The 22577-nt window shown below is 62.3% G+C and carries 17 protein-coding genes; 9 read left to right on the forward strand and 8 right to left on the reverse strand.

The window, feature by feature from the left end:
• Nucleotides 1-193 precede the first annotated feature (193 nt).
• From PR017_RS24855 to PR017_RS24885, 7 genes are all read left to right on the forward strand, one after another.
• Nucleotides 194-925, forward strand: a complete 732-nt coding sequence (locus PR017_RS24855) for a FadR/GntR family transcriptional regulator (protein WP_240539081.1) — start codon at nt 194-196, stop codon at nt 923-925.
• Nucleotides 926-994: 69 nt separating this feature from the next.
• Complete coding sequence (locus PR017_RS24860; RefSeq protein ID WP_111221527.1) at nt 995-2503, forward strand: ABC transporter substrate-binding protein; 1509 nt, start codon at nt 995-997, stop codon at nt 2501-2503.
• Between the two features lie 57 nt (nt 2504-2560).
• Entirely contained in the window at nt 2561-3508 is a 948-nt protein-coding gene (locus PR017_RS24865; protein ID WP_111221526.1) for an ABC transporter permease, read from the forward strand.
• Nucleotides 3505-4389, forward strand: a complete 885-nt coding sequence (locus PR017_RS24870) for an ABC transporter permease (protein WP_111221525.1) — start codon at nt 3505-3507, stop codon at nt 4387-4389. The genes PR017_RS24865 and PR017_RS24870 overlap by 4 nt, the downstream gene beginning before the upstream one ends.
• 21 nt (nt 4390-4410) lie before the next feature.
• Nucleotides 4411-6198, forward strand: coding sequence for a gamma-glutamyltransferase family protein (locus tag PR017_RS24875; RefSeq protein ID WP_111221524.1), 1788 nt, complete (start codon nt 4411-4413; stop codon nt 6196-6198).
• A gap of 1 nt (nt 6199) precedes the next feature.
• A complete protein-coding gene (locus PR017_RS24880) occupies nt 6200-6958 on the forward strand; it encodes a DUF1028 domain-containing protein (RefSeq protein WP_111221595.1) in 759 nt (252 codons plus the stop codon).
• A gap of 35 nt (nt 6959-6993) precedes the next feature.
• Nucleotides 6994-8844, forward strand: coding sequence for an ABC transporter ATP-binding protein (locus PR017_RS24885; RefSeq protein WP_111221523.1), 1851 nt, complete (start codon nt 6994-6996; stop codon nt 8842-8844).
• A 45-nt stretch (nt 8845-8889) separates the two neighbouring features.
• On the opposite strand, the gene PR017_RS24890 is transcribed toward PR017_RS24885, so the two are convergent.
• Nucleotides 8890-9939 (reverse strand): aldo/keto reductase, encoded by a 1050-nt coding sequence (locus tag PR017_RS24890; RefSeq protein WP_111221522.1) that lies wholly within the window; start codon nt 9937-9939, stop codon nt 8890-8892.
• Between the two features lie 510 nt (nt 9940-10449).
• Here PR017_RS24890 and PR017_RS24895 point away from each other — a divergent pair.
• Nucleotides 10450-11601: a glycosyltransferase family 4 protein gene (locus PR017_RS24895; protein WP_240539080.1), complete on the forward strand. Its 1152-nt coding sequence runs from the start codon at nt 10450-10452 to the stop codon at nt 11599-11601.
• Nucleotides 11598-12926 (forward strand): hypothetical protein, encoded by a 1329-nt coding sequence (locus tag PR017_RS24900; RefSeq protein ID WP_240539079.1) that lies wholly within the window; start codon nt 11598-11600, stop codon nt 12924-12926. The genes PR017_RS24895 and PR017_RS24900 overlap by 4 nt, the downstream gene beginning before the upstream one ends.
• A 5-nt stretch (nt 12927-12931) precedes the next feature.
• On the opposite strand, the gene PR017_RS24905 is transcribed toward PR017_RS24900, so the two are convergent.
• Genes PR017_RS24905 through PR017_RS24935 form a run of 7 tightly spaced genes read right to left on the reverse strand, consistent with a single transcriptional unit; the run spans nt 12932 to nt 22507 of the window.
• Nucleotides 12932-14077: a glycosyltransferase gene (locus PR017_RS24905; RefSeq protein WP_111221521.1), complete on the reverse strand. Its 1146-nt coding sequence runs from the start codon at nt 14075-14077 to the stop codon at nt 12932-12934.
• The gene (locus tag PR017_RS24910) at nt 14070-15083 is read right to left on the reverse strand and encodes a polysaccharide deacetylase family protein (protein ID WP_111221520.1); all 1014 of its coding nucleotides are present in this window, start codon (nt 15081-15083) and stop codon (nt 14070-14072) included. The genes PR017_RS24905 and PR017_RS24910 overlap by 8 nt, the downstream gene beginning before the upstream one ends.
• Nucleotides 15076-16623: a lipid II flippase MurJ gene (locus PR017_RS24915; protein WP_111221519.1), complete on the reverse strand. Its 1548-nt coding sequence runs from the start codon at nt 16621-16623 to the stop codon at nt 15076-15078. Before PR017_RS24915 ends, PR017_RS24910 begins: the two co-directional genes overlap by 8 nt.
• Nucleotides 16620-18026, reverse strand: coding sequence for an O-antigen ligase family protein (locus tag PR017_RS24920; RefSeq protein WP_111221518.1), 1407 nt, complete (start codon nt 18024-18026; stop codon nt 16620-16622). The genes PR017_RS24915 and PR017_RS24920 overlap by 4 nt, the downstream gene beginning before the upstream one ends.
• Nucleotides 18023-19156, reverse strand: coding sequence for a glycosyltransferase family 4 protein (locus tag PR017_RS24925; RefSeq protein WP_111221517.1), 1134 nt, complete (start codon nt 19154-19156; stop codon nt 18023-18025). Before PR017_RS24925 ends, PR017_RS24920 begins: the two co-directional genes overlap by 4 nt.
• Entirely contained in the window at nt 19156-21348 is a 2193-nt protein-coding gene (locus PR017_RS24930; RefSeq protein ID WP_111221516.1) for a GumC family protein, read from the reverse strand. Before PR017_RS24930 ends, PR017_RS24925 begins: the two co-directional genes overlap by 1 nt.
• Nucleotides 21349-21352: 4 nt before the next feature.
• Nucleotides 21353-22507 (reverse strand): glycosyltransferase, encoded by a 1155-nt coding sequence (locus PR017_RS24935; RefSeq protein ID WP_111221515.1) that lies wholly within the window; start codon nt 22505-22507, stop codon nt 21353-21355.
• Nucleotides 22508-22577: the final 70 nt, after the last annotated feature.

A 22577-nucleotide genomic window follows, 5' to 3' on the forward strand; every position in this document is an offset into this window, starting at 1 on the left:
GCGCGGTGCAGCATCTGCCGGACAGCCACTCCAGGCAGCGCACTTCGGCGGACCCCGGTCGCAAGCATTTCCAGGCAGGGCGCTTCGCCCATAAATTATGCAACTTCATGAATGCACAAAAAAGCGCTTGACGCTTCGCCGTAACATGGCTTGAATGGAACCAATCAAACATTGGTTCACCTTGAGCTGGAATGTGGCCGTGAGCAACCTACCGGAAAATTCGACCTATGCTCTGGAAAGGCTGAGAAGCCTGCTGGCCTCGGGCGGGCTCGATGCGGACGGCAAGCTGCCCACCGAGCGCGCTTTGTCGGAACAGTTCGACGTCAGCCGTCGCGCCCTCCGCCGGGCTCTCGAGGTGCTGGAGGCCGAGGGTCTGATCTGGCGCAAGCAGGGATCGGGCACCTATGCAGGACCGCGCCCCGATGGCTGGAGCGAACACGTCGGCTCGATCGTCGCCAGCACCGATATCACAGAAATCATGGAAGTCCGTTTGCGGATCGAACCGCAACTCGCACAGCTTGCCGCGATCCGCGCCAAGGACATCTCGATCAGCCGCATGTACGAACTGGCGGAGAAGATCTACCGCAGCGACGATGCGGACGGTCGTGAATTGTGGGACGGCGCTTTGCATAGGCTGATCGCCCAGAGCGCTGGCAACCGGTTCTTCCTGACAATTTTCGATTTCATCAATCACGTTCGCCAGGACGAAGCTTGGCAAACCATTCGCGAATTGGCCCGCAGCAACAGCCGCACGCGGGAGCGGACCCACGACCAGCATCGGGCCATCATCGACGCGATCGCAGCACGCGACCCGATGGGCGCTGCCGAAGCGATGCGACAGCACCTTCTGCTGCTGCAGGAAAGCCTGATCCGCGTTACCTCCTTCGACGCCCAACTGCCGGCACTGCGGCAAGAGGATGCCTGAGACAGCATCGAGAACACCACAGATGGATCCGGCCTTGACCGGACCGCGCAATAAACAGGGGAAACAAAAATGAAAATCGCCAGATTTCTATCGCTACTCTCCATCGGCACCCTCTGCGCCCTGCCGGCACTCGGTGCCGAGCTTAAAATAGGGCTACAGGACGACGCCGATGTGCTCGACCCCGCCCAGTCGCGCACTTTCGTCGGCCGCATCGTCTATACGGCCTTGTGCGACAAGCTGGTCGACGTGACGCCGAAGCTCGAGTTCGTTCCGCAGCTGGCGACAGCCTGGAAGTGGTCGGCGGATGGCAAGGAGCTGACGATGACGCTACGCCAGGGCGTCAAGTTCCACGACGGCACGCCCTTCAACGCCCAGGCTGTCGTCGACGATATCCAGCGCAACAAGACGATGCCGGAATCGCGGCGCAAGAGCGAACTCTCCTCCGTCACCAACATCGAGGCAACCAGCGAATACGAGGTGAAGTTCACGCTGAAGGCGCCGGATGTGACGCTGCTGGCACAGCTCTCCGACCGCGCCGGCATGATGGTGTCGCCGACAGCCGCCAAGGCCGCCGGTGCAACATTCGGCGATCATCCCGTTTGCTCCGGCCCGTTCAAGTTCGTCGAGCGGGTGCAGCAGGACCGGATCGTCCTCGAGAAGTTCCAGGACTACTGGAACAAGGACAATATATTCATCGACAAGATCACCTACCTGCCGATCCCCGACACGACGGTCCGGCTCGCCAACCTGCGCTCCGGCGATCTCGACATGATCGAGCGCGTTTCGGCCACGGATGTCGCCACTGTCAAGGGCGACCCCAAGCTCGCCTATGCCGATGCCGTCGGCACCGGCTGGCTCGGCATCTACGCAAACATCGGCAACGGTCCTGGTGCCAAGAACCCGATGGGTGAGGACAAGCGCCTCCGCCAGGCATTCTCTCTTGCCATCGACCGGGAGGCCGCAACCCAGATCGTCTTCGACGGCACGGCGCTTGCCGGCAATCAGCCGTTTTCGCCCAACAGCCCCTGGTTCGACAAGGATATACCGGTGCCGTCCCGCGATGTCGACAAGGCCAAGGCCTTGATCAAGGCGGCCGGCTTCGAGCGCGTGCCGGTCGAGATCGCGGTTACCAACGATCCCGTCACCCTGCAGATGATGCAGATCATCCAGTCGATGGTCGCTGAAGCCGGCTTCGACGTGACGCTGAAGCCTACGGAATTTGCCACCTTGCTGGATGCCCAGACGGCCGGAAACTACCAACTCAGCCGCTCCGACTGGTCGGGACGCGCCGATCCGGATGGAAACATCCAACAGTTCGTCAGCACCGGCGCCGGGCTGAACGATTCCAAGTACAGCAACCCCGAGGTCGACAAGCTGCTGGTCGAAGCTCGCCAGTCGCAGGACGTCGGCGTCCGCAAGCAGAAATACAATGCGGCGCTCGCCATCCTCAACGACGACTTGCCGATCATCTATCTCGGCCATTCCGCCTGGATCTGGGCCTACAACAAGGCCGTCACCGGCTTTGTCCCCTCCCCCGATGGCATGATCCGCATGGTGGGCGTCAAGAAGAGCGGCTAATCGAGCCAGCCGCGCGGGGAACCCTCGCGCGGCCGATGCAACAGGTTGGGATCGGCCATGTACACCTACATCGGAAAGAGACTGCTCGTCGCCATACCGACGCTGCTGATCATCTCCATCTTCGTCTTTTCGCTGCAGAAGCTTTTGCCCGGCGACCCCGTCCTTGCCATGGCCGGCGAAGAGCGCGACCCGCAGGTGATTGAGTTCCTGCGTGAAAAATACCGGCTGAACGATCCCGTCGTCTACCAATACGGCTACTGGCTGGGGGCGGTGCTGAAGGGCGACCTCGGCATCTCGCTGCGCACCAACCAGCCCGTCCTCACCCTGGTCGCCCAGAAACTGCCGGTGACCTTGCAACTAGCCATCATGTCGATGATCTTTGCCGTCGTCATCGGCATTCCGATGGGCATCCTCGCGGCGGTCAAGCGCAACACGATCATCGACTTTCTCGCCAACATCGTCGCGTTGTGCGGCCTGTCGATCCCGAATTTCTGGCTCGGCATCATGTTGATTCTGCTGATTTCGGTAAAGCTCGGCTGGCTGCCGGCCTCCGGCTACCAGCCCTTCTTCGACGACCCGCTGCAATCGATTAAGACGATGCTGATGCCCGCCTTCGTGCTCGGCAATGCGCTGGCGGCAACGCTGATGCGCCACACGCGCTCCTCGATGCTGAGCGTGCTCAGCGCCGACTACATCCGCACCGCGCGCGCCAAGGGCCTAAAGGAATCCGCCGTGGTGCTGCAGCACACGTTCCGTAACGCGCTGCTGCCGATCATCACCGTCAGCGCCCTACTGTTCGGCGAACTGCTGGCGGGCGCGGTGCTGACCGAGCAGATCTTCACCATTCCGGGCTTCGGCAAACTGATCGTCGATGCCGTCTTCAACCGCGACTATGCGGTCGTCCAGGGCGTGGTGCTCTGCACCGCGGTCGGCTTCATCTTCATGAACCTCGTTGCCGACGTGTTTTCCGTCCTGCTCAATCCGAGACTGAGGGCCGCCCTATGAGTACGATAGACCCGGTCGCTTCCCTTCCAGTTTCTGTGGCTAGCCCACGCTCCACCAGCCGCGCATGGCGCAAGCTCAAAGCCAACAAGGGCGCGCTCATTGGGCTTGTCATCATCCTCTTCTTCGTTGTCCTGGCGATTGCCGCACCCCTCCTGCCCATTCCCGATCCCATCGCCACCAGCTGGTCTTCCATCCGCAAGGCACCGTCGTCGGCCCATTGGCTGGGCACAGACGACATCGGTCGTGACATCCTTTCGCGCATGATCTGGGGCGCGCGGGCGTCGCTGATGGCCGGCATCTTCTCGGTGGCCATCGCAGTCGTCATCGGCGTGCCGCTCGGCCTTATCTCCGGCTATTTCGGCGGCTGGATCGACATGATCATCTCGCGTGTGACGGAAGCGTTTCTCGCCATGCCTTTCCTGATCATGGCCATCGCGCTTGCCGCCTTCCTCGGACCAAGCCTCACCAATGCCATGATCGCCATCGGCCTTTCCGCCATGCCCGTCTTCATCCGCCTGACGCGCGGCCAGGTGATGGCCGTCAAGACCGAGGAATATGTCGAAGGCGCCCGCTCGATCGGTCTTCGTCACTTCAGCATCATCACCCGCTACATTCTGCCCAATGTGCTCGCCCCGATCCTTGTGCAGGCAACCCTGACCATTGCGACGGCAATCATTGCCGAGGCGAGCCTCTCATTCCTCGGCCTCGGCCAGCAGCCGCCGGCACCGAGCTGGGGCTCCATGCTCAACGTCGCCAAGAACTTTCTCGGCCAGGCGCCGTGGATGGCCATGTGGCCTGGAGCGGCGATCTTCCTCGTCGTCATCGGTTTCAATCTTCTCGGCGACGGGCTTCGCGATGCCCTCGACCCGCGCGACGCCTGATTACTTTCAAAGGACTTTGCCATGACCGCTTTTACCACCCGCCCCGAGATCCTCGGCACCTTCGGTGTTGTCACATCCACCCACTGGATCGCCTCGGCGGTCGGTATGAGCATCCTGGAAAAGGGAGGCAACGCATTCGACGCGGCTGTTGCCACCGGTTTCGTCCTTCAGATCATAGAACCGCATCTGTGCGGTCCGGGCGGCGATCTGCCGGCCCTGATCTATTCGAAGAAGAAGGACAAGGTGGAGGTGATCTGCGCTCAGGGTCCCGCACCGGCCGGCGCTACCATCGAGCACTACACGAGTGAAGGCCTGACGCTCATCCCCGGCGACGGGCTGCTATCGACCGTCATTCCGGGCGCCTTCGACGGCTGGATGCTGATGCTGCGGGACTACGGCACCATGACCGTCCGAGATGTTCTTGAGCCGGCTATCTATTACGCCGAAAACGGCCATCCCGTTCTTCCCCGGGTTTCGGCAACCATCAAGGGCCTTTCCCAATTCTTCGAAACCGAGTGGCCGACATCCCATGCCCATTGGCTTCCCGGCGGTTCTCATCCGGAGCCACATTCGAATTTTCGGCAGCCGGCATTGGCCGAAACATGGCGCCGGGTTATCTCCGAGGCGGAAAGCAAGCGCGGCCGCGAGGCGCAGGTCGATGCTGCCCGAGACGCATTCTACAAAGGCTTTATTGCCGAGGCGATCGATGGCTACGTGCGCAACAATGCGGTGATGGACGCGAGCGGAACAAGGCACAAAGGCGTACTGACCGCCGAAGACATGGCCGGCTGGTCAGCTACTGTCGAAGCGCCGCAAACGTTCGACTATCATGGCTGGACGGTGGCAAAGACCGACACCTGGGGTCAGGGACCCGTCTTCCTGCAGGCGCTGTCGCTGTTGAAAGGCTTCGATATCGCCGCGATGGACCCGGCGGGCGCCGATTTCGTTCACACCGTCACCGAGTCGATGAAGCTCGCCTTTGCCGACCGCGAGGTCTACTACGGCGATCCCGATTTCTGCGACGTACCGCTCGACCACCTCCTGTCGGAAGCCTATGCCGCGGAACGTCGCACGCTGATCACACCCGAAGCCTCGTTCGACCTGCGCCCCGGCAAGCTTGCGGGTTTTAAGGCCCAGTGGGACGCGACGATGGCCATGCTGGATACGTCGGCTTCCAAGTCGGGCGCCGTCTACGAGCCGACCATGTCGCATCTGACCGAAAAGCGCGGAGACACCGTGCATATCGACGTGATCGACCGCGAGGGCAACATGGTGTCCGTGACACCCTCGGGCGGCTGGCTGCAATCGTCGCCGACCATTCCGGGCCTCGGCTTCTGCCTCAATTCCCGGGCCCAGATGTTCTGGCTGAAGCCTGGGCTGCCCTCGTCGCTTGCACCCGGCAAGCGGCCGAGGACCACACTGACGCCCTCGATCGCCCTCCACGAGGGCCGCCCGGCGCTGTCCTTCGGAACGCCCGGCGGCGACCAGCAGGACCAGTGGCAGCTGGCCTTCTTCCTGCACTACGTCCACCACAAGATGAACCTGCAGCAGGCGATCGACACGCCGCTGTTCCACACGACGCATTTTCCGAGCTCCTTTTATCCCCGCACCCGCGAGCCAGGCGGCTTGACGGTGGAGGCGAATTTCGGGTCGAGGGTGCTGGAAGCACTGCGCGCCAAGGGGCACCAGTTGACTGTCGCGGACGAGTGGACCGTTGGCCGGCTGACTGCGGCAGGACGTGACGCCGACGGCTTGCTCCGGGCAGCGGCGACACCACGGCTGATGCAAGCCTATGCAGTGGGGCGCTGATATGACCTGGTCCATCGTTACCCGCGATCCCGAAACCGGCTACCTCGCCATCGCCGTCGCCACCCGTTTTTTCGCGGTCGGCAGCATCGTGCCTCATATACGCGGCGGTGTCGGCGCCATCGCGACGCAGGCTTTCTCGAGCCCGCTCTATGGAACGGACGGCCTGGTCATGCTGGCCGAGGGCAAGACACCTCAGCAGACCATTGCCGCACTCACAAACCGCGACGACGGCCACGAGCAACGCCAATTGCACCTGATCGACGGCAAGGGCCGCAACGCAGCCTTTACCGGGCGGAAATGCATCGATTGGGCCGGCCATCTCATCGACGAAAACGTCTCCGTTGCCGGTAACATGCTGTCCGGTCCGGAGGTGATCGCCAAAACGCTCGAGACATTCAATAAGACATCCGGAAAGCCGCTGGCCGAACGGCTGCTGGAAGCGATGCAGGCAGGCGAAGACGCCGGCGGTGACAAGCGCGGCCGGCAATCTGCCGCGCTGGTGATCTACCGCGACCAGGATTACGCCTGGCTCAACATCCGCGTCGACGACCACGCCGAACCGCTCGCCGAACTGCGGCGTCTCTATGCCGTGGCCCAGGAGCGCTACCTTCTCGTCGCCGAAACCACGCCAACCCGGGAAAACCCCAGCGGCATGATCGACCGCAGCGCAATCGACGCGGACATCGCGCGGATGGAAGCCGGGCGGAAAGCAGCCGGGCTATCGTCGGCCTCCTTTGCCACCTCGCCGAAATCCGTTTGAAACTCGGCCGCCCATAGCAAATATCGAGGTACTCCATGACCGATACAGCCGCTGAGAAGACCATGACCGGTGCAGCGCCGGTGCTGTCAGCCTCCCATCTGACGACCTCTTTTCGCGTCGATGGCCAGTGGCGTCCGGTCGTTCGTGACATCTCCTTCGATGTCATGCCTGGTGAAACCGTGGCGATTGTCGGGGAAAGCGGGTCGGGCAAGAGTGTGACCTCGCTGTCTATCATGCGCCTGCTTGCTGCCAACAGCAGCCGGATCGAGGGCAGCATCCTGCTTGGAGGCCGCGATATCCTTTCGTTGTCGGACAAGGAAATGAGAGGCGTTCGCGGCAAGGACGTCGCGATGATCTTCCAGGAGCCGATGACGTCGCTCAATCCGATCTTCACCATCGGCCGCCAGATCTCGGAAGCACTCACCTGCCACGGCGACATTTCGAAAGCGGAGGCGAAGGCAGAGACCATTCGCCTGCTCGAGAAGGTGCGGATTCCTAACGCGGCCTCGCGTTTCAACGAGTATCCGCACCAGTTCTCCGGTGGCATGCGCCAGCGGGTGATGATTGCCATGGCGCTGGCCTCGAGGCCGAAGCTTTTGATCGCCGACGAGCCCACCACCGCGCTCGACGTGACGATCCAGGGCCAGATCCTCGATCTCATCAAGATCCTGCAGGAGGAGGAAGGCATGTCCGTCCTCTTCATCACCCACGACATGGGCGTCGTCGCCGAAATTTCCGACCGAACCATCGTCATGTATCGCGGCGAAGCGGTCGAGAGCGGCGCGACCGACGATATTTTTCATCGCGGCAAGCATCCCTATACCCGGGCTCTCCTCTCCGCCGTCCCCCGCCTCGGTTCGATGGCGGACAAGGCGTGGCCGCTGCGCTTCCCCGTCGTCGATGCGGCCACCGGCGTCCTCCAGCAACCGGGCGAGGTGGCGGACACGGTGGACCGCCGCCAGACGCCGATCCTCGACGTCAAGAACCTCACCACGCGCTTCGATATCCATGGCGGCCTGCTGGGGCGAAAGACCGGCGCCATCCATGCGGTGGAAAACGTCTCGTTCGATCTCTTCCAGGGCGAAACGCTGTCGCTTGTCGGCGAAAGCGGTTGTGGCAAGTCGACCACCGGGCGCTCGATCATGCGCCTCATAGAGCCCGATGGCGGAGAGGTGCATCTCGACGGCTACGACGTGATGAAGCTGGATTCACTGGCCCTTCGCCAGATGCGCCGCAGCATCCAGATGATCTTCCAAGACCCGTTCGCCAGCCTCAATCCCCGCCTGACTATCGGCTTTGCCGTCGCCGAGCCCGTGATCGAGCACGGCCTCGGTACCCGCGCCCAGGCGCGCGATAAGGCCGCCGACCTGCTGGAACGCGTCGGTCTGAAGGCCGACATGATGAGCCGCTACCCGCACGAGTTTTCGGGCGGCCAGCGTCAACGCATCTGCATCGCCCGTGCCCTGGCGCTCGATCCGAAGGTCATCGTCGCCGACGAGAGCGTCTCGGCGCTCGATGTCTCCATCAAGGCGCAGGTCTGCAATCTGCTGATGGACCTGCAGCAGAGCCTTCACCTTGCCTTCCTGTTCATCTCCCACGACATGGCGGTTGTCGAGCGCGTCAGTCACCGCGTCGCCGTGATGTATCTGGGTGAGATCGTCGAGATCGGACCGCGCGCGGCGGTGTTCGAAAACCCGCAGCATCCCTACACGAAGAAACTCATCGCGGCGGTGCCCGTCCCCGATCCCTCGCGCCGTGGCATCAAGCGGGATATTTCGACGGATGAGCTCAGAAGCCCGATCCGTGCGGTCGGCTATGAGCCGCCTGTCCGCAACTACCGCGAAGTATCTGCCGGTCACCTCGTGCGGCTCGACGAGCCAGCGTGACCGGCAGTTTGTGCAGGCCCTATCCGGGGACTGATGTCGTGATCGTCATGCGTCCTTCAGATACGGCGCGATCAGGCTGAGGTCGGCTTCACTCAGGCGGTCGGTGGCGGTGTTTTTCTGGTGCCAGTAGGGGTATTGCAGCCAGGGCTGGCTGACCTTGTCGAGCCTTGCCCGCTCCTCGTCCGCAAGCTTGAGTTCGGCAGCAGCAAGATTGTCCCTGAATTGCGCTTCCGTGCGGCCGCCGATGATAACGGAGGTCACGCCCTTGCGGCCGATCAACCAGGCAAGTGCCACCTGGGCGGCAGACACGCCGCGGCTGTCGCCGATTTCGACCAGCGCGTCGACGATGTTCCAGAGCCGGTCTTCGTCGCGGATCGGCGGTTCGGTCCAGCCGGCAAACTGGCGCGTACCTTCGGGAGCCGCTTGATTGCGACGATGCTTGCCTGACAGAAGACCGCCGGAAATCGGGCTCCAGATCAGGATCCCGAGACCCTGGTCGATGCTGATCGGGATGAGCTCGTTCTCGGCATCCCGGCTTTCCAGCGTGTAGTGGATCTGCTGGCTGACGAAGCGCTGGTAGCGGTCGCGCTCCGCAATGCCCAAGGCCTTCATGATGTGCCAGCCGGAAAAATTGGAGCAGCCGATATAGCGAACCTTGCCATGGCGCACGAGCGTATCCAGAGCCTCCATGGTTTCCTCGACCGGCGTCGTGCCGTCCCACTCGTGGACCTGGTAGAGGTCGATGACATCGGTCTTCATCCGACGAAGGCTGGCTTCGCAACCGGCGATCAGGTGCTGGCGGGAGAGGCCGCTGCTGTTCGGGCCGTCGCCCATCGGAAAGCGTACCTTGGTGGCGACCAGCACGTCTTTCTTTCGCGGTCCACCGATGATCTCGCCGAGGATTTCCTCGCAAACGCCTTGCGAATACGCGTCAGCCGTGTCGATCAGATTGACGCAGATATCGACGAGGCGCCGTGCCTCGTTGACGCCGAGATCGCCGACGGTCTTCGCCCAGCCGACACCGCCAAAGGTCATCGTGCCCATAGTGATCGTCGAGACTTTCAGGCCCGAGCGGCCGAGTTGCCGATATTCCATTTCTCTCTCCCATTTTCGCGCCGGCGGCAATCGCCGGTAAATTCCGCGCCAACTGAACCAATGACAACGCCGACAGTTGCATCCCTATCGAATGGCACCTGCGACGGAATCAAGGGAACATGGGCACCTGCTGGCAATGGCGCAAGCATATCCTATCCCCAACTTGCGAGCACCGCCATCGCTGCCAAAATGAGAGCCGCGATCAAAACTCTGTGATACAGCGCCGGCCCGATCCAGTGCGGCGATGGAGTTCATCGACACCTTGCAAGGAATTACTTCGGGCGAGCGTAAGACGTGCCGAAAGTGAACATCGGCAATGCCCGTCGATGCAAAAATACATCAGAAATACAGTAGATAGTCCGGAATGTATCATGTCGGGAAAAATTTTTAGCGTTAACCATCAATGGCTTACGGTCTCGACAAGCAATGTGCGAAGGTTAATGATTAGAGGCGGCTTCTATTACGTTATCCTCAACAAAGCGTTGACAAACTACAGGCACCCCACCACCCATGACCTTCGAGATTGTCCAGATCATCCAGGAATTCAACACAGTGGGGGGTGCCGAACGGGTCGCGTGGGACCTGTCGATCGCCTTTGGCAAACTCGGCCAGTTGAACTCGGTCGTGGCATCGACGACACCGCAATTCCCCCCTGCCAATGTCAAGCTACGGCCGATTGTGCCCTGGCTCGCCCGCCTCCCGAAGCGGGGGCTGTTTCGCTATGCCGGGCGCATGGTCGTTGTGCCGATCTTCACGATCGCTGCCAATTTCGCGAACCTGCCCAAGAGAGAAAGCGTGCTGATCAGCCATGGCGATACGTTCTACGGCGACATCCTGGTGGTGCACGCGGTGAATGCTGAAAACCTTAAGGAGAAGCGACGGGCCGGACAATGGAGTTGGCTCCTCAACCCGATCCATGCCTGGGTTGCCGTCCGCGACCGGCTCATGATCGGCGGTCTCCGGTATCGCCGCTACGTCGCCGTGTCGGGCCGGGTCAAGCACGAGCTGATGGACAACTATAAGGTGCCGTCGGACCTTATCGCCATCATTCCGAACGGGATAGACCTTTCCAAGTTCACGGCGGAGCCGCAGGGCGGCTGTGGGCTGCGTGCCGAATTCGGAATTCCTGACAAGGCCAGGCTTTTGCTGTTCGTCGGCCACGAATTCAGCCGCAAGGGCCTTGCCTACGTCATCCAGGCCATGCAGACGCTGAACGATCCGACCCTGTGGCTCCTCGTTGTCGGCTCGGACAATCGCAAACCCTATGTCGCCATGGCAGGGTCGCTCGCATCCCGTATCGTGTTTGCCGGAGAACGCCGTGATATGGAGCACATCTACCCTGCGGCCGACGCCTTCGTGCTTCCGACGGCATACGAGACTTTCTCGCTGGTCTGCATGGAAGCAATGGCCTGTGGCGTGCCGGTATTGGCAACCCGTGTCGGCGGTATCGAGGAGTATCTGAAGGACGGCGTCAACGGCTACGGCATCGGCCGCGATCGGGACGACATCGCCAGGAAGCTTGCCCTCGTTTTTTCCAGCGAAAGCGGCCTGCAAACACTCAAGGCAGGTGCAATTGCCACGGCAGACAGCTACAGCTGGAATGAGATCAGCCGGCGATATGTGAGCCTTGCCGAAGACGTGCTCCGGGAGAAATATGCATGAGCCGATTGCCACGAGCTTTCCTCTGCTGGGTGGGCTGCGTCAGCCTTGTCCTGGTGTCAGTCGCTGGGCAGGCCTCTGCCGCCGAGGGAACGCTGCGCTGGCGTACGGGAAGCGGCAACATCGTCACGCATTTGACAGGAGAGCCGACGGCCCCCCTTTACGAGGGCCTGCATGCGATCGGTGCCCGCCTCGGGCGGATGAACTCCTACGGCTGGCGGGATCTCGAGCGCATTCCCACGCCGCACGACTTCGACGCCGCAATGATGGAAGCCTATCACAAGGGCATCACCCCCGTCATGCTTCTGGAATACGAGGGCAGCTACCAGTACATCGATCCGCCGCAGCCGGTCGGCGCCTACAGCGACTGGTTCCGTGCCGGCGTCGAGTATGCCCGCCGGTTCCGTCCGAACGGCGATTGGGGCCGCGAGAACGGCATCAAGGATTTCGGCGCAACGATCTTTGCCGCCATCAACGAACCCGATGTGCAGAACACCATCCCGAAGCAGGACTATCACGACGCGCTCGCAGGACTGGCCGACGGCATTCATTCGATCGACAAGACGCTTAGAGTCGTTCCCGGAGGATTTGCCGCCTGCAATATCGACGGCGACGCCACGCTCAGGGGCTACGGTCCGGCCATCGCCGACCTGCTGGAGAACGGCAAGCTGGATGGCCTCGACCTGCACACCTATTACAACGACCGCTGGTATCCCCTGACGGAAGGCCGTCAATTTTCGGCGCAGACCTGCTTCGACAAGATCAAGTCCAACATGGGCCTGAAGCGCGATATCAATTTCTACGCCACGGAATTCAACATCTCCCGCAGCGAAGGCTGGGCGGATGAGAAACTCTCGGCCAAACTCTTCCTGACGGCTTTCTGGGACAATTTCGGCGTTGTCGGCGCCAAGGGGCAGCCCGTCACCGTCTTCGCATTTCCGTGGAATATCGGCGATACCGCGCGCGTCGATGGGCCGGGCTACGCGATGGCAGCAAGCGAGTCACCCTGGCGTCCGGAAGAGCGCTCCAAGGTGATGCAGCGTGTCCTCGGCATCGCCGGCGACATGACCATCGTTGCGTCCGATCCCTACCACAGCGGAACGATGCATCTGTCCGGACCGAAGTCGGATCTGTTCGTATGGCACAACCTGCGCGGATGGACGGATATCTCAGGTGGTCGCTGGACCATCGACCTGCCACAAGGCGCACGCCGGATCGAGCTTTGGGGCTGGGACGGGCTGCGGGAAACGCACGAAGTCTCCGGCGATCGCTATGTCTTCGAAGCCCTTCCCGGTGGCGAGACATACATGGCGCTTGTCACGCGCTGAAGGCTTCAGGTGTGGGGGCGGGCTGATGCTGCCGCCTTCCAGGCGGAATGGAGCTGGTCGGCGATCGCATCGTAGGTGAACGAGTTACGGACATTTTCGAGCCCTGCGGCCGCCTTGTCGATCCTGTCCTGCGGGTGTTCGTTGATATGCGTCAGAAGCTCGGCAATCGCACCGGGATCCCGCTCAGGCACGATCCATCCGCCTTTGCCGACGACATCCGGAATGGCTCCCGAACGCGCGCCGATCACCGGAACGCCGCAGCTCTGCGCCTCGATGATGACCCTGCCGAACTGTTCCTTCACCGCCGGGGTCAGATGCGTCATGAGCACAAGTGCATCCAGCGAACGGATGAATTCGGCAACGCCTTCGGGATTGTCCCATGGGCGGATAGTCAGGCGGTCGCTGAGACCGAGCCGCTCTGCCCTGTCGAGCAAATCACCTTCGAAGGGCCCCTCGCCCATCAGTTTCAGCAATACCGGCGCTTTCGTCAGGGCCATGGCATCGAGAACGTCGTGAATGCCCTTTTCCTCGATCAGGCGACCGACATAGCCAAGCACCAGCGGCGACGGCTCGGGACGTTCGCCGGCCCTAGGCATCTGCCTGAAGACCTGCTGGTCGACGCCGTAGCCGATCGTGCTTACCGGCCCGCGATAGCCCCTCGCCTGCGCTACCATGGTGGCATCGCTGCTGCGGGACAGGAGATGGGCGGTGTGGCCAAGCACATCCTTGCGGATCGCCTCGAAGGGCGGCGGCAGCCGCTTGAGGATGTTCTGGTCGACCTCCAGAACCAGCGCAGCGTCGCCCTTCAGCATGCGGGCCTGTAGCGCGATGAAACTCCAGGGCTCCTCCCAGAGGTGGATGACGTGTGGCTGCGTTTCCCGGATGAGACGACCGAGGCCGCGATAGACGTGCAGGTACCAGCTGAACGGCCCCGCATGGGGGAACAGGATCGGCAGGACATGCGTGGTCACGCCGGGGTCGCCCCCGGGATCGGCGGTCATGCTGCGGCCGAACTGCTTCCAGCGGCTTGGCACGACCAGATGAACGTCGAGATCGCTTCGACCTTCGAACGGTGCGTAGCGCAGACGGCCGGCTGCACGCGAGACGCCCGTATGGGCGATGGAGATGACCCTCAGTTTCTCCTCAGACACGACCGAGCATCCTCGCGGCAGCTGCCGACGCGCCGGCTATATGAAGCTCCGGTATCAACAGGTTGCGGTGAGCGCCATTTAGGGTGACGCGCGGATAGGCATATGGAGCGTCGCCGGCCTTGAGCACGCCTTTCGTGGTCGTCGCGACGCTTTCGTAACCTGACGTGCGGGCAATCTCGAAATCGCGCGGGCCGCAGTCATTCATGCGTCCATAGGGGAAGGCGAAATGGGCAACGGGAACGCCGAGCTTCTCGCGCAGCCGCGTACGGCTTTCCGCAAGCTCGCGCCGCGCATCCTCTGGCGAAAGTCCGGAAACCCGGGGATGGGACAGGGTGTGCGAGCCGATTTCCACCAGCGGATCCTTCGCCAGTTCCGACAGCATGTCCCAGGTGATCGCATGCCGCCGATGCACCGCCGCGGCGTCGACATCGTTCTCGCTGCAGAATCTCTCGTAGCGCGTGTTGGCCTCGCGGCCACTCCAGCTATTCTGCAGGTCCTCGAACACCGAGACTTTGCGCTGTGCCGTATCCGTCGCCAAGCGGCTGCCGTTTACGGTGATGTAATCCCTCTGCTGGATCGTCTCCTCGAGACCGATCCACCACATCGGGAGGGTCCCGTCCGGAATTCCAGTCGTCACGAACAGCGTTATCGGCACGCCGTGCCGGCGAAACATCGGGACAACCGTCTCGTAGGTGTCGCGGTAGCAGTCGTCGATGGAGAAATTGACGAAGCTATTGCGTGTCAGAGGGTCTTTCGCCAGTTTCAAGCCGTCCTCGATCGTCACCACCCTGCGGCGGCTGGCTGCCAGATAGGTCAACAAAGAGTCGAGAAAATCGAGATCGAGATAGAAGTTCCGATTTGGCAGCGTTGGCCAAATCGCGGCTGGCGCCCCCCGGTGAAATGTGAAGAAGCAGCCCCGCGCACTGCGCATGGCATCGGTCCACCGCGCCATGGCTGCGAGCATGGACGAGGAGAACGATGGAGGTGACAAAGGGCTGTCAGGCATCGGGCGGCGTTCCTTTCCTTGACATTATCGAGCGGTAAAGCTTCCCGAATATTTCCGGGGCGAGCAAAGCGGCAGCGAACACAACCGAGACCAGATAGACCCCGATACCACAGGCAAGACGCGCAAGTCCGCCGTCAAAAAAGCCGATAATCTCCCTGCCCGCGAACGCCATCAGCGCGACGGGCAAGAGCCCGCGTGCCAGCAGCTTGAACAGCGACATCGGCGTGCCGAGTGCGATGATGACGGCAGTGCACATGACGAGGCTGCGGACGGTCTCGCCGAGCCCCAGGAAGAAGGTTCCGTAGGTTTGCGTGTGCTGCAGCGTCGCCGAAGTCGCATTGATACCGATATTGGCAAGGTAGGAGGCGACGAGGATGCCGGCGGCGAGCGTGCTGCGGTTGGCCCGGTTCAACAGCCGCAGCAGGATCCAGCCGAGTGTCGATGCCCACAGCCCGATGGAAATGCCGCGCAATGCCTCGCTGGTCAATTCGACGCCGAGCGCATTGAAGGCGCCGCGCTGGAAGATCATGCGGACGATATCGGGCGCAAAGACGAAGATGAAAGCGGAGGCCGGCATCATCACGATGGCGACGAAACGCGTAATTGCCTCTGCCTGCTCCTTCAGCTTGCCGTCTCCGCCGTGGGAGAGAACCGCGAGCCCTATTGGCTGGCTGACAAGCAGCAGCGCGCTGTCGGTCAGCGTGCGGGCGTAATCCATGGACGCAATCGCGCCGGTCGTCAGCCTGGAAGCGAGCAGCCGCTCGAGCCAAATGCTCGTCTGTTCGGCGGCTGGCAGCGGCAGGAACGGCACGAGGCGGCTAAGGAAGATGTTTGTCTCGGTCCGGATGTCTGCGATGCTGAGCTCGCGAAGGGCAAGGTTGCCCTCGCGCCACAAGGCCCAGATCGCCCAGATCGCAAGGCCGTTGAACGAAAGGGTGAAGGCGATGGCGAGCATCTGGCCCTTGCCGGTGAGGACCAGCATGCAGAGGCCGAGCATGACGCCGATGTTGAGCATGGCGGCGCGCGCATTGGTCACGCGCGTCTTGCCGAAGGCGATTTCGCCCGCTGCCAGGCAATTGATCGCCACGGAAGCCGGCATCGAGAATGCCATGATCCGCACGAAATAGATCGTCTCCTGCTGATCTGCAGCCGAAACGCCTGCCATCATCGTATCCACCAGGAAATCGGCGATAACGATGGTGAGCACCATCAGCAATGCACCGATGGCGGAGAGAGCGACGGTCATCGCTGCGAGGCGGCGGGCGGCCTCGCCATTTCGCCCCGCCTCCTGCATGCGCGGAATGAGGATTGCCGGAACGCTCTCGTTCTGCAGGAAGGCGAGCGGCAGCAGAATGATCGTCATCGAGCTTCGGAAGCTGTCGGCGAGTGCAGCGACACCGACGACATGCGCCATGAAGACTTCGCGCACGAAACCGAGGCTCTTGCTAAACAAGGCACCGCTAGACAGCTTCGCCGCCACCTTCTTGATCGAAGGCTCGGCCGGCGGGGCTGGCTCGTTTTCCTGATTTGTTTTCGTCATGACGCCTGGCCACCGCGCGTTTCGCCGAGGAGCGGGTCGCGCGGCATCAGGACGACGAAGCTCCAGAACAGGAACCCCGCCTCAGCTGCCGTGATATTGGCCAAGGGAATCTGCAGCAGGCTGCCCATTGCCATCGCCCCGATCATGACCGCCTGGCGAGAGCGCTGCACCAGCGATCGCACAACGGCATTCGATATGGCCCAGCCGAAGCTGCAGAGGCAGAGGATACCGACGACGATCCCCATGGTTATCCAACAGGCGATGATCATGCCGTCGATCGGCATCTGGCCGGCCGAGCCGACATCGGTGACGGTAAAGCCGTTGCCGATCACCGAACTGTCCGGCTGCATCCACAGGGTGTAATATTGCACCAGCCGCTCCTGGAACGAACCGTCCTGGCTACCTTGGCCGAGTGTTGCCAGACGCTCGCCGATGACGTCCGAAAAGGGCGGGATGGTCACCGCGACGGCGCCGGCGAGCACCAGGAAGATGGCGATTGCCTGCGCCTTCAGGCGTGTGCTGGTAAATGCCAGGCAGAAGATCAGCGCCAGGATTAGTGACAGCCAAGCGGTGCGGTAGAGCGTCAGCAGCAAGGCAAGGATCGACGGCGCAGCGACGAACAGCGAAATCCACCCCGTGCGCAGGAAGGCAACAAGCAAGAGGCCCGCTGCCGTAAAACTCGCAAAACTCGCCGGGCTGTTCATCGTCGAGAAGACCCGGACGCCATAGGGCACGGGATCGCCGATTGAGAGGATGGGCGCAAACTGCATCCAGTACCGGTCCCACGGCTGGGGATCGACATATTGGAGAATGCCGTAGAGGCCGGTGATCGGCAGGATGACGAAAAAGGCGCGCACGGCGGCATCGAGGATCTCGTCGCGGTCTGCGCGGATTGTCAGCACGGCTGCGTAAAGCACCGGTGTCATCCATTTCAGCAGGCCGCTCGCCGCGTCGTTCATCTTGCCCTGCAGGAGGGACAGCACGCCGGCATAGACGATGCAGCCACAGACAAGGACGAGAGGGCCGAGGCGGCTGTCGAAGCTTTCCTTGCGGTTGACGATATGGCGGAGTTCGACGACAGGCACGAGAAGCGCCATCAGCGGTCCGATCAGCACCAGGCCAAGCTCGTCGTAGCCGGCGCCGTTGTCGATGACCCGCCTGACGAACGGCGCAAAGGCAAACAGCACGAGGCTTGCCTGGAAATGCGATGCAATGCCGTTGCGCCAGGAAAGGATTGCCACGCCGATACAACCCGCCACGAACAGCGGCCTTCCAAGCCCGCCGGTAAAATTGCCGATTACCGCGAATACGCCGATCAGGGCCAGCGCGGTGAGCCAGCCGGGAATTCCGCCCCAGCTTTTCCCATCAAGCCCGCCGGTCACGTCGATCCTTGTGGCCGTCATGCCGCCGCAACCTTTTCCACGATGCCGGACACGGTCTGCCGCATGGTGACGATGTCGTAGACGGCGTTGACGCGCTGCTTTCCAACTATCGCCTTTTCGTGGAAGGGCTCACGGTTTTCAAAGAAGCGCGACAGGGCCTCTGCGAGCGCTCGGGCGTCGCCTGCAGCAACGAGCGTTCCCGCCTTGCCGCCATCCAGAATTTCAGCGGAGGCGCCAGCGTCGGTGGCAATTACTGGGGTCCCGGCGCGCATTGCCTCGACTAGCGTCAACCCGAATGGTTCGGGATCGACCGACGGATGAACGACGATATCCACCGCCTGCATCAGGCTGGCAACATCCGCGCGCTGGCCGAGAAAGTGGACGCGATCCGACAGTCCGGCTCTGCCAACCGTATCGATCAAGCGATTGCGGTATTCATCCTCGCCAAACAGCGCACTGCCGACGATAATGCACTGAACACCGGGAAGAGCTTCCAGGGCCTCAAGCACCACATGCTGGCCCTTCCAGGGCGCCAGCCGGCTGAAGATGCCGATGAGCGGGCCCTGCGGGAGCCCGAGCGCGGCGCGGTCGAGCGTCGGCGGCTGGTCGAGCGTGATCCCGTTCGGGACGACGCGCACAGAGCCGGCACGGCCTCCGGCAGCGACGAATGCAGCTGCGGCGGCTTGCGATGGCACGATGACGCAGGCTGCCCGCATATTCGCCAGCGTGACCTGCATCCGGCGCTGCATTGAACCGAAATGGCGACCGTCCATGATGTCGTGCAGATGCCAGATAAGCGGACGCCGGACCAGAAACGAGGCGAGAGCAGACAGCAGGAACGCCTTTTGCGAATTGGCGTAAACGACATCGTTTTGGCGAGCGGCAGCGGCAATCGCGCGGACCAGGCTCATAAGTCGCGCCACGAGCGGCAAGGCTGCAAACAGAGACTGGTCGCGCTTGATAGTGCCGAGTTTCGCGCCGGAGGCGACCGAGACATCGATGCCTTGCCGGCGAAGCACGTCTTCGAGCGGCCCACCCTCGAGCAGGAATGCGGAAGCGTCCTTCCAGCCGACAGTCAGGCTGGCGAGCACGTATTCTGCGCCCGACATTACCCCTGCCTGGTTCACGAAAAGAACACGCGGTGCGCCCATTAGGCGCTCCTTCTCTGCAGCCGGGCTGGAACATCTGCCGAGCGTCGGTCAGGGCCGATTGACGGCAAGAGCAGCGCGCCGACGCTGAGAAGACCGAGCTCCGCCAGCACTGCGCTCGCCTCATCCAGCTCCTTGTCGGTCTCGCCACCGCTGTCCGCGCAGACGACGGCACGGATATGCAACTGGGCCGCTAGCATGGCGAGGACATGATTGGAGCGGGAATCGAACAACGCCGGTCCGCTGAGCAACACAAAGTCGTATTGGCCAGCCCAGTCCATCATCGCCGTCAGCGCTTGCCTCTTGGCGGTGGCAAACCGCTCGATATCCTCCAGCCTACCCGGAATGACATCGAGACCGGGCGTTTGCGTCCGGGAGACGCAGGCGGCAGGTTCGATTTTTCCGGCCAGCACGTCGCCAAGGGTCGGATGATCGGCAGGGAGTTCGAACGCGGCGGCAAATTCCAGAGACGATGGCGCGCATTCGATCATGAGGACCCTGAGCCCGCCCTTTACCAGCGCCTGTCCCGCCAGGAGACAGGCAAACGGCGCGTTGCGCGAGCCATTGCCCAGGGGCAGGAACACCAGCGGCCGTCCGCCTGAGGTTTCCAAGAGGTCGGCCGCCATCTGCCGGACGCTCTGCCGGAACCCGGCGGACAGCATGCTCCACCATGCCATGGTCAAAAGCGTCTCGTCGGGCTTTTCTGCCAGCCCTGACGCCGGCAGCGCGGCAATCACCGGCAGCTTCTCTGCGGCAACAACCGGATTCGGCGCCGCGGCCACGGCAACGGGTTCCGGCACCTGCTCTCTCGGTGTCCTGGCAAACGGGCGAATGCTGTTTCCCCGTGGCCGCAGATCTGCGCGGAAACGGTCCCAGAACACGCAGCCTGCGCCAGCAAGGAACAACCCAAGGGCCAGCCCCGCCGCCACCATCGGCATCTTCTTAGGGAAATACGGTGTAGTTGGCATTTCGGCCATGCTGACGAGCCGGGCACCGCCGTTCAGCGACCTTCGCTCCGACTCCAGTTCGCTGGCGCGCTGATAGAGCTGGGTATAAAGCTGGCGCTTCGCCTCCACATCACGAACCATGCCTTCGATGGAAGCCTCGTGCGACCGTGCATCGGCCGCATTGTCCTTGGCCTTGGCGGTTTGCGCCTTGAGCGCGGTCACCAGGCTTGAGGTGGTTTCGTAGTCCTTGCGGGCATTGGCCGATATGCGGTCTATCTCGCCGGTAAGCTGCTTCTGCAGCAGCTCCATCGAGGCTTCGAGCATGCGGCGCTGCGGATGTCGCGGTCCGAGCACCGTGTTGCTTGCGGCCAGCTGGTTGCCGATCGTGGCCATCTGCTGCCTGAGATCGGCGACTGTGCGGTTTTCCAGCGCCATCGTCGAGGCGTCCTGGCCGTTTCGCGTGTCTTTGATGGCGTCGAGGCGCGCCTGCGCCTGCGCCTTGGCCTGTTCGGCGCCGGCCAACTGCTGGCTGACGTTGGTCAGGCCTTCGGAGCTGATCGCTGCAGTCGATCCCTGCACCAGGCCGTTCTGCTGCCGGAAGGCCTCGATCTTGGCAAGACTGTCGCGAATTTCGGTGTCGAGGTTGGCAATCTCCTGCCACAGATATTTTGCGGCAACTTCACGGCTGTTGGACTGGGAGCTGCGCTGGTCGTCGAGATAGGCCGTGACAAGGGCATTGGCCAGCGTCATCGCGGTGGCCGGAAGTGCAGAATTGTACGAAATGGACAGAACACGGGACCGGCCGACGGCAGCAACCGCGTAATGTTGCGCCACAGTATCCGCCAGCAGCTGGGAATCGGCCGGAAGGGTTGCGCAGCGCGCGCCGGCATTTCGGCATTCGGCGATCACCTCATCATAGACGCCGGGTTGCGCCAACGCGATCTTCAGCAGCCGCGAGGAGCGCACGATCATGATCTGGCTTTCCAGATCGGCCGGGTCGCCCTGTTTCTGGGCCCAGACATCCGACGTGCGCGTTGCCGGATCGTCTTCTGCGACGATGACCGAGCCGGTTGCGAGATAGCGCGGCGGAATGACGATGGCCGCGACGACGGATAGCAGCACGACTGTCGTGAGGATGGCGAGCGCGAGCAGGCGGTGGCGCCATATCGTCGCGACGATACCGCTGCGCTCCACGCTGGCCGGGGCTTCGATCGACCGATCCTCCGCCATGTCACGCCTGTCGATCATTGCGTCATCCGTCTTCCATCGTAAATCTATCGCGGGGCACGTATCCGACTACAGACGACTTGTACGCTGAAATGGTTTCGTTAACGTGTGCGCGCAGACCGGAGCGGAATTGCTCGGCGGAAAAACGCGCGGCCTGCGCCTTGCAGTTTTCCGGGGAAAATTCACCCTCGCGGCCAAGAAACAGGCGGACGCTGGCAGCGATGGCGGATGGCTCGGGCTGATCGAAGAACAAGCCGGTCCGGCCGTCGACGACGGTCTCGCAGGAGCCGCCACGCCCGAGAGCGATCACCGGCGTTCCCTCCGACTGGGCCTCGACCGAAATGATGCCGAAATCCTCTTCTGCGGCAAAGATGAAGGCGCGCGCAGTGGCCATCAGGTCACGCAGCGCTGTGTCGCTGACGAAGCCGGCGAAGGTTACATTGGCTCCAGCGATCTTCTGAAGATGCGCCGCCTCCGGGCCGTCGCCGGCAACGATCAGACGCTGGTCGGGCAGCTCGGCGAAAGCCCGGACAATCGCCTCGATGTTCTTGTAAGGCACCAGTCGGCTGGCAGCGAGAAAGTGATCGCCCTTTACCGCCTCGTGTTGGCGCGTCGACAGATTGGCCGGAGGATAGAGTACCTTCGCCTCGCGACCGTAGACCTTGCGGATGCGCCGCGCGACGAAGTGCGAATTTGCCAGCAGCAGATCCGGTCCGCTGGCGGTGCGGGTATCCCAGATGCGCAGCTTGTGCAGGAGCGGCCGCGCCAGAAGCCGCGTCACGGGATTTCGATTGCGCGCGAGATAGGCATGCTGCAGATCCCAGGCGTAGCGGATCGGCGAATGCACGTAGGAAACATGCAGCTGGTCCGGCCCTGCCAGCACGCCCTTGGCGACGGCATAGCTGCTGGAAATGATGAGGTCGTAGGACGACAGATCGAGCTGCTCGATGGCAAGCGGCATCAGCGGCAGGAAGGCCCGGTGCGCCCGCTGCATGAAGGGCATTTTTTGAAGAAAGCTTGTTCTCGTCTGCTTCAAGCCGATCCGGTCACGGTCTTCCTGCGTCAGGAAGTCGAAGAGGCAAAACACGTCGGCCTCAGGATAGCAGCGCAGCATCTCCTGCAATACCCGTTCGGCGCCGCCGATCGTGTAAAGCCAATCATGTACAATCGCCACGCGCATCGGGAAAAATCCTTTGATCCACTTTCCTCATACAATCCGACAGCTTAAAAATATGTTAGTCATTACATCC

The organism is Rhizobium tumorigenes, assembly GCF_003240565.2.
Lineage (GTDB): Bacteria > Pseudomonadota > Alphaproteobacteria > Rhizobiales > Rhizobiaceae > Rhizobium > Rhizobium tumorigenes.

What these genes read in the sequence shown, in the direction of transcription:
- PR017_RS24935 (WP_111221515.1), bottom strand. Translation starts at nt 22,507, where the DNA reads ATGCGCGTGGCGATTGTACATGATTGGCTTTACACGATCGGCGGCGCC.
- PR017_RS24900 (WP_240539079.1), top strand. Translation starts at nt 11,598, where the DNA reads ATGAGCCGATTGCCACGAGCTTTCCTCTGCTGGGTGGGCTGCGTCAGC.
- PR017_RS24880 (WP_111221595.1), top strand. Translation starts at nt 6,200, where the DNA reads ATGACCTGGTCCATCGTTACCCGCGATCCCGAAACCGGCTACCTCGCC.
- PR017_RS24895 (WP_240539080.1), top strand. Translation starts at nt 10,450, where the DNA reads ATGACCTTCGAGATTGTCCAGATCATCCAGGAATTCAACACAGTGGGG.
- PR017_RS24920 (WP_111221518.1), bottom strand. Translation starts at nt 18,026, where the DNA reads ATGACGGCCACAAGGATCGACGTGACCGGCGGGCTTGATGGGAAAAGC.
- PR017_RS24870 (WP_111221525.1), top strand. Translation starts at nt 3,505, where the DNA reads ATGAGTACGATAGACCCGGTCGCTTCCCTTCCAGTTTCTGTGGCTAGC.
- PR017_RS24890 (WP_111221522.1), bottom strand. Translation starts at nt 9,939, where the DNA reads ATGGAATATCGGCAACTCGGCCGCTCGGGCCTGAAAGTCTCGACGATC.
- PR017_RS24875 (WP_111221524.1), top strand. Translation starts at nt 4,411, where the DNA reads ATGACCGCTTTTACCACCCGCCCCGAGATCCTCGGCACCTTCGGTGTT.
- PR017_RS24885 (WP_111221523.1), top strand. Translation starts at nt 6,994, where the DNA reads ATGACCGATACAGCCGCTGAGAAGACCATGACCGGTGCAGCGCCGGTG.
- PR017_RS24860 (WP_111221527.1), top strand. Translation starts at nt 995, where the DNA reads ATGAAAATCGCCAGATTTCTATCGCTACTCTCCATCGGCACCCTCTGC.
- PR017_RS24910 (WP_111221520.1), bottom strand. Translation starts at nt 15,083, where the DNA reads ATGCCTGACAGCCCTTTGTCACCTCCATCGTTCTCCTCGTCCATGCTC.
- PR017_RS24930 (WP_111221516.1), bottom strand. Translation starts at nt 21,348, where the DNA reads ATGATCGACAGGCGTGACATGGCGGAGGATCGGTCGATCGAAGCCCCG.
- PR017_RS24925 (WP_111221517.1), bottom strand. Translation starts at nt 19,156, where the DNA reads ATGGGCGCACCGCGTGTTCTTTTCGTGAACCAGGCAGGGGTAATGTCG.
- PR017_RS24865 (WP_111221526.1), top strand. Translation starts at nt 2,561, where the DNA reads ATGTACACCTACATCGGAAAGAGACTGCTCGTCGCCATACCGACGCTG.
- PR017_RS24915 (WP_111221519.1), bottom strand. Translation starts at nt 16,623, where the DNA reads ATGACGAAAACAAATCAGGAAAACGAGCCAGCCCCGCCGGCCGAGCCT.